Raw genomic sequence first — 8,187 nt, forward strand, 5'->3', positions numbered from 1 at the left:
AGGAGTAATAACATTTTTTTATGCAATGATGAAAGAATTAACGCCGTCTTACAAGATAAAACAGTAAAGATGATACAGTAATAGGAAGGCCAGTATCTAGAAAAGCTTCTAAATAAAAGGATAAAAAATCTCTGTCGTTAAACCACATAAAGAATAAATGATTGTAAGAAATACCTAACAATATAAAAAAAGGAATTCCGATCTTTAATTCGTGACTCCTTTTTATTTTTCTATAACAAAATTCACCAAATAAACAACCGATAAGAACAGGGATGCTTCCAAGAATTGAAAACATAATAATAGATACTTAAATCGGTCCCCAGGAGTCAGTATAATTTGGAACTAGTGTATACTGTAAAACGTTCACAATGATAGAAAAAACCAGTAAGCATATTAAATAACTAAGAGAAAATTTTTTCAATGGAATCATCCTTATAAAATTTCACTTTATTTTTATGAAAATATAAACATCTTTAAATTATAGAATAGATATATAGGGATAATTAATTTTTGTACATTGCGTGTTTATGGATATATTTTCAATGAATATAAAAGTATAGATGTATAGTCAACTTTGTGTATTTAATGTTATTATATTGAATGATATGGAAATTTTTAATAGAAGAAGCAACGAACAATTCAAAGGCGAGGAAGCTTTTGTTGTATAAAGAAAATATTTATTATTACTCAGCGATATTGAAAATAAGGTACGTATTTATATAAATTTAGTAGAAATGGGGTTTTAAAAAGGAATGAGTACAAGTATAACGCGGCAAAAGATTTTAGAAGCCGCTTCTCAAATTGTGCAATGTAAAGGGGTTGCTAAGTTAACTTTAGAAGCGGTAGCTAAAGAGGCGGGGATAAGTAAAGGTGGATTGTTGTATCACTTTTCAACTAAAGAAGCTTTAATAGAGGGCATGATACTCAAAGGGACGGAGGAGTATCAAGACGCTATTCACAATAAAGTTGCGGAAGACTTAGAGAAGAAAGGAAGGTGGGTACGTTCTTTTGTAGAGGAAAGATTAAGTAATGAGGGAAGAGTAGAAGAGCTGGGTAGTAGTATGATGGCAGCATTAATGCTAAAGCCTGAATTACTTGAACCGTTAAAACAATCATTTCAGCAACTGCAAAATAAAATAGAAAATGATGAGATAGATTCAGTTTGTGCCACAATTATTAGATTAGCGGCAGATGGATTATGGTATTCGGAATATTTAGGGGTTGGAAGACTAAGCCCCGAATTAAGAGAAAAAGTGATTCAAGCTCTTATTTTTAATTCATATAAATAGAATATACGAACTATATAATGTAAAACAATTCACCATTGCTTATTTAATGCACTGGTGAATTGTTTTTTTTTATTAGAAAAATAGAACAATTTCATAGAGTATTGAATTATAACCGTCCAGACGGTATAGTAATATTTGGTTTAAGAGGAAAATGAAACAAAAAAAGAATAAAAAATATTTTTAGCACACTATTCGAAAGGATAGGCCGCAAAGCTTAGAGTCTACGGTAATACATATTGGTTACTAAGATCGTCTGGTTGCACATTTTTGATGCAACCGGACGGTCTTTTTTTGTTATATAAATATAAAAAATAGGAGGGAATTATGCAAATGAAAAGTACTAAGAGGCATATTTCGATGGTTTCATTAGTTTTTCTAGTATTATTTTCAGTGCTAAATGTGTGGGCTCCAGTTATTCAAGCCGCTGTGATAAAAAATCCAGTGGACGAGATTAATATTTCCCGTACTGATGGTACAACGTCTGAACCATATCAAGCCTCAGATGGCATGAAAGTAGAAGTGAAGTGGTCAGCTAAAGAAAAAATAAAAAGTGGAGATCAATTCACAATTGATATGCCAAAAGAATTTAGAAAAGATCTTATGAATATGAGTTTTCCTTTAAAAGATGCTGAAGGAAAAACAGTTGGTACATGTGAGATGAAAAAAGGTCTATTGACATGTACTATGGGTGATTACGTAGAAGGAAAGAATAACGTTAAAGGTTCTTTATTCGTAGAATTCTACTTTGGGCTAGAAGCATATGATGGTGTCAAAGAAATTCCATTAGAATTTAACGTTGATGGTCAAATCGTAAATAAAGAAGTAAGTGTAAGTAATACGACAGAGAGACCGCAGCCGCAGCCCAATACAGATAATTTATTGAAATGGGGTTCTTATAATCAAGAAGATCCATCCATTGCTGATTGGCTTGTATATGTAAATGCAACTGGAACAGAAATGCAAGATCTTAAATTAACAGACACATTAGGATCTGGGCATGAATTAATTACAGATAGCTTAGTATTAGAAGAGGCTGTATTTGAAGATGGCTATGCACCAACAAATATTAAGCCAGCAGATTTATCTAAAATTAAAATTAATGCAACGAAAACTGGATTTACAATTGAATTTCCAGACAGTTCAAAAGGTTATATTTTAAGATATAAAACAAAGATTACTAATCCTGCTGCAAAGCCTCATAAAAATACAGTGAAATTAGAAGGCAAAAATATTAAAACTGAAGAAAAAGTAGGAGAAGTATTTGTAAGTGGTGGGGGAGGAACTGGTTCAGGCGACGATCATCCACCTAGTATTGAAAAGAATATAGTTGATGAGAGTGGTAAGCTTGTAGAGAATCAGCAGTTAGCGCAAATGGATCAACCTATTCAATATCAAGTTGGTACACATATACCAAACGATCCTCCTAAATACACATCTATGGTAATTAGTGATGATTTAGAAGATGTATTAGAAGTATTAGAGGCAAAAGTGTATGATCAAAATGGCCAAGATATTACTTCTAAAGGAACACTAAAGATAGATAAACAAAAAAGTGAAGTAACATTTACGTTCGGTGAGAGTTTTGACTATAAGTCATATGAAGACCAGATAATTAACTTGAATATTAAGGCGAAAATTAAAGCTGATGCAGACTTATCTTCTTACGTAGATAAGAAGATTCCTAATAAAGCAGAATTACATTTTGATGATAAGAAATTAACATCAAATGAAGTAACGGTTACGCCGCCTGAACCTCCAAAAGACGGTACAGTAGCTATTCATAAAATAGATGCTGAGGATCCGACTAAAGAGTTAACAGGTGCCGAATTTGAAGTTCGAGATAGTGAGGATAAGGTTGTTGCAGTACTGAAAACAGGCGAAAAAGGTTTTTCAGCACCTCAAACTTTAACTCCTGGGACGTATAAAGTTTATGAAAAAGTAGCACCTGAGGGATATCAAAAATTAACAAGTCCGGTAGAGGTTACGCTTCAAGCTGGAGAAACAAAAACAATTAAAATTAAAAATACCATGCAAAAGGGTCAAATTGAATTAAAGAAAATTGATTCGGAAAATGGTGGTAAAGCGTTAGCAAATGCAGAGTTTGATATAGTAAAAGACGGTGTAGTAGTTGAGCATATTATTACAGATAAAGACGGTAAGGCAATTTCTAAACCGTTAGCACCAGGAAAATATATTTTAAAAGAAACGAAAGCGCCCGAAGGATACCAATTAAAAGAAAAAGAGTTCGAAGTAAATGTAACAGGGGACGGCATATTCCCAATAACAGTAGAAAATGCAATGGTAGACAAAGGTAATGTAGAAATTACAAAAATGGATAAAGAAAGCGGCGCAGTATTAGCGGGTGTCGAATTTGAAGTCCAAGATGAGAAAGATAAAGTGGTAAGAAAAGTAGTAACAGATAAAGATGGAAAAGCAAACGTTTCAGATCTATCAGTAGGAAAGTACAAATTAGTAGAGACGAAAAGCTTACCAGGTTACAAGAAACTAACAGAATCAGTATCATTTGAAATTAAAAAAGGTATGACAGAAGTTTTATCATTGAAAGTAGAAAATGAGCAGTTAGACAAAGGCTCATTAGAAATTACAAAAGTAGATAAAGACAGCCAAAAAGCACTAGCAGGCGTAGTCTTCGAAGTGCAAGATGAAAAAGGAAAAGTGGTAAAAAAAGTAACGACAGATAAAGATGGAAAAGCGAATGTCTCAGACTTATCAGTAGGAAAATACAAATTAGTAGAGACGGAAAGCTTACCAGGTTACAAAAAATTAACAGAGCCAGTATCATTCGAAATTAAAAAAGGTATGACAGAAGTCTTATCACTGAAAGTAGAAAATGAGCAGTTAGATAAAGGCTCATTAGAAATTATAAAAGTAGATAAAGACAGCCAAAAAGCATTAGAAGGTGTAGTCTTCGAAGTGCAAGATGAAGCTGGAACAGTAGTAAAGGAATTAACAACAGATAAAAATGGAAAAGCAAAAGTTGCAGATTTACCTGTAGGAAAGTACAAATTAGTAGAGAAAGAAAGTTTACCAGGCTATAAGAAACTAACAGAGCCAGTATCATTTGAAATCAAAAAAGGCATGATCGAGGTACTATCATTAAAAATAGAAAATGAAATGGTAGATACGGGAAATGTAGAGATCACAAAGATAGATAAAGATAATAAGGCACCGTTAGCGGGAGTAACGTTTGTTGTCCAAGATGAAAAGGGCAATGAGGTGAAAAAAGTAACGACAGATAAAGATGGAAAAGCAAATGTTTCAGATTTACCTGTAGGAAAGTATGAATTAGTAGAGGTAGAAAGTTTACCTGGTTATAAAAAGTTAGAAAAACCAGTATCATTTGAAATTAAAAAAGGTATGACGAAGTCTTTAACATTTACTGTAGAAAACGAAATGGTGGATACGGGGAATGTTGAAATCACGAAAATAGACAAAGATAGTAAAGCACCATTAGAAGGTGTTGTGTTTGAAGTACGTGATTCAAAAGGGAAAGTAGTTACTAAAGTAACAACAGATAAAGATGGAAAAGCAAATGTTTCAGATTTATCTATTGGAAAGTATGAGTTGGTAGAAGTAGAAACACCAGCAGGATACAAACCGCTAGAAAAACCAATTTCATTCGAAATTGAAAAAGGTAGAGTAACAGCATTACAATTAACTGTAGAAAATGAATTAGTGGATACAGGAAATGTAGAAATTACAAAAGTAGACAAAGAAAATAAAGATGCTTTAGCTGATGTCGTATTTGAGATTCAAGACGAAGCAGGACAAGTAGTCGCTAAAATAACGACAGATAAAGAAGGGCACGCACAGGTTACTAATTTATCAGTTGGCACATACAAGTTGGTAGAGGTAAATGCACCAAAAGGATATAAGCAATTAGTAGATCCTATTACTTTCCAAATTGAAAAAGGTATGACAAAATCGCTTGCTTTAACAGTAGAAAACGAAATGTTAGACAAGGGTAATGTAGAAATTACAAAAGTAGATAAAGAAGGCCAAAAAGCATTAGCGAGCGTAGTCTTTGAAGTACAAGATGAAGCAGGCAAAGTAGTAACAGAAGTAACGACAGATAAAGATGGAAAAGCAAAAGTCTCAGACTTATCTGTAGGCAAGTACAAATTAGTAGAAAAAGCAGGCTTACCGGGATACAAAAAACTAACAGAGCCAGTATCGTTCGAAATTAAAAAAGGTATGACGAAAGTCTTATCACTAAAAGTAGAAAACGAACTAGTAGATAAAGGTTCAGTAGAAATTACAAAAGTGGACAAAGAAAGTGGCGCAGTATTAGCGGGCGTAACCTTCGAAGTGCAAGATGAAAAAGATAAAGTAGTAACAAAAGTAACAACAGATAAAGATGGAAAAGCAACAATTTCAGATTTATCAGTAGGGAAATATAAGCTAGTAGAGGTAGAAAGCTTACCAGGATACAAAAAACTAGCGAAACCAGTATCGTTCGAAATTAAAAAAGGTATGACAGAAGTCCTAGCATTGAAAGTAGAGAACGAAAAGTTAGATAAAGGTTCAGTAGAAATTACAAAAGTAGATAAAGACAGTCAAAAAGTATTAGAAGGCGTAGTCTTCGAAGTACAAGATGAGCAAGGAAAAGTAGTAACAGAAGTAACGACAGATAAAGAAGGAAAAGTAAAAATCTCAGACTTATCAGTAGGCAAGTACAAATTAGTAGAGAAAGAAAGCTTACCAGGCTATAAAAAACTAACAGAACCAGTATCGTTCGAAATTAAAAAAGGTATGACAGAAGTCCTAGCATTGAAAGTAGAGAATGAACAGTTAGATAAAGGTTCAGTGGAAATTACAAAAGTAGATAAAGACAGTCAAAAAGTATTAGAAGGCGTAGTCTTCGAAGTACAAGATGAGCAAGGAAAAGTAGTAACAGAAGTAAAAACAGATAAAGAAGGAAAAGCAAAAATCTCAGACTTATCTGTAGGAAAGTACAAATTAGTAGAGAAAGAAAGCTTACCAGGATACAAAAAATTAACAGAACCAGTATCATTCGAAATTACAAAAGGTATGACGAAAGTCTTATCAATAAAAGTAGAGAATGAGCAGTTAGACAAAGGTTCAGTAGAAATTACAAAAGTGGACAAAGAAAGTGGCGCAGTATTAGCGGGCGTAGCCTTCGAAGTGCAAGACGAAAAAGATAAAGTAGTAACAAAAGTAACAACAGATAAAGATGGAAAAGCAACAATTTCAGATTTATCAGTAGGGAAATATAAGCTAGTAGAGGTAGAAAGCTTACCAGGATATAAAAAACTAGCGAAACCAGTATCGTTCGAAATCAAAAAAGGTATGACGAAAGTTTTATCATTGAAAGTAGAGAACGAACTGTTAGATAAAGGTTCAGTAGAAATTACAAAAGTGGACAAAGAAAGTGGCGCAGTATTGGCAGGCGTAACCTTCGAAGTGCAAGATGAAAAAGATAAAGTAGTAACGAAAGTAACGACAGATAAAGATGGAAAAGCAACAATTTCAGATTTATCAGTAGGTAAGTATAAATTAGTAGAGAAAGAAAGCTTACCAGGTTACAAGAAGTTAACAGAACCAGTGTCATTTGAAATTACAAAAGGTATGACAGAAGTTCTATCATTAAAAATAGAAAATGAAATGGTAGATACGGGAAATGTAGAGATAACGAAGATAGATAAAGATAATAAGGTATCGTTAGCAGGTGTAGTCTTCGAAGTTCAAGACGAAACTGGCAAAGTAGTAACAAAAGTAACAACAGATAAGGAAGGAAAAGCAAACGTTTCCGACTTATCTGTAGGAAAGTACAAGCTGGTAGAAGTAGAGAGCTTACCAGGATACAAAAAATTAGAAAAGCCGGTACCATTTGAAATTAAAAAAGGTATGACAAAATCTCTAGCGTTCACTGTAGAAAACGAAATGGTGGATACGGGGAATGTTGAAATCACAAAAATAGACAAAGATAGTAAAGCACCATTAGAAGGTATTGTATTTGAAGTACGTGATTCAAAAGGGAAAGTAGTAACAAAAGTAAAAACGGATAAAGATGGAAAGGCAAACGTTTCAGATTTATCTATTGGAAAGTATGAGTTGGTGGAGGTAGAAACACCAGCCGGATACAAACCACTAGAAAAACCAATTTTATTCGAAATTGAAAAAGGTAGAGTTACAGCATTACAATTAACAGTCGAAAATGAATTAGTGGATACAGGAAATGTAGAAATTACAAAAGTAGACAAAGAAAATAAAGATGCTTTAGCTGATGCAGTATTTGATATTCAAAATGAAGCAGGACAAGTAGTCGCTAAAATAACGACAGATAAAAAAGGACAAGCAAAAGTTACTAATTTATCAGTTGGCACATACAAGTTGGTAGAGGTAAATGCACCAAAAGGATATAAGCAATTAGTAGATCCGATTACTTTCCAAATTGAAAAAGGCATGACAAAATCTCTTGCTTTAACAGTCGAAAATGAAATGTTAGACAAGGGTAATGTAGAAGTTACAAAAGTGGATAAAGACAGTCAAAAAGCATTAGAAGGCGTAGTCTTTGAAGTGCAAGATGAAAAAGGAAAAGTAGTAACGAAAGTAACAACAGATAAAGAAGGAAAAGCAAACATTTCAGACCTATCTGTAGGGAGTTACAAATTAGTAGAAGTAGAAAATTTACCAGGCTACCAAAAACTAACAGAGCCAGTATCATTTGAAATCAAAAAAGGTATGACAGAAGTCTTATCACTAAAAGTAGAGAATGAACAGTTAGATAAAGGTTCAGTAGAAATTACAAAAGTAGATAAAGACAGTCAAAAAGCATTAGAAGGCGTAGTCTTTGAAGTGCAAGATGAGCAAGGCAAAGTAGTAATGAAAGTAACAACAGATAAAGAAGGAAAAG

The 8,187-nt window shown here is 33.3% G+C and carries 2 protein-coding genes, 1 pseudogene and 1 riboswitch; of the genes and pseudogenes, 2 read left to right on the forward strand and 1 reads right to left on the reverse strand.

What is annotated here, in order from left to right:
* Window positions 1–37: 37 nt before the first annotated feature.
* Window positions 38–421, reverse strand: a pseudogene (locus DN394_RS17295) (hypothetical protein).
* Window positions 422–752: 331 nt separating this feature from the next.
* On the opposite strand from DN394_RS17295, the gene DN394_RS17300 reads away from it, so the two are divergent.
* Together DN394_RS17300 and DN394_RS17305 are read left to right on the forward strand one after the other, a co-directional pair.
* Window positions 753–1,289 (forward strand): TetR/AcrR family transcriptional regulator, encoded by a 537-nt coding sequence (locus tag DN394_RS17300; protein ID WP_098127915.1) that lies wholly within the window; start codon window positions 753–755, stop codon window positions 1,287–1,289.
* 172 nt (window positions 1,290–1,461) lie between these two features.
* Window positions 1,462–1,554, forward strand: a riboswitch (cyclic di-GMP riboswitch).
* A 59-nt stretch (window positions 1,555–1,613) separates the two neighbouring features.
* A partial coding sequence (locus tag DN394_RS17305; RefSeq protein WP_179953651.1) for a SpaA isopeptide-forming pilin-related protein occupies window positions 1,614–8,187 on the forward strand: 6,574 nt, incomplete at its 3' end.

It is taken from the genome of Bacillus sp. BB081 (assembly GCF_008368895.1).
Lineage (GTDB): Bacteria > Bacillota > Bacilli > Bacillales > Bacillaceae_G > Bacillus_A > Bacillus_A wiedmannii.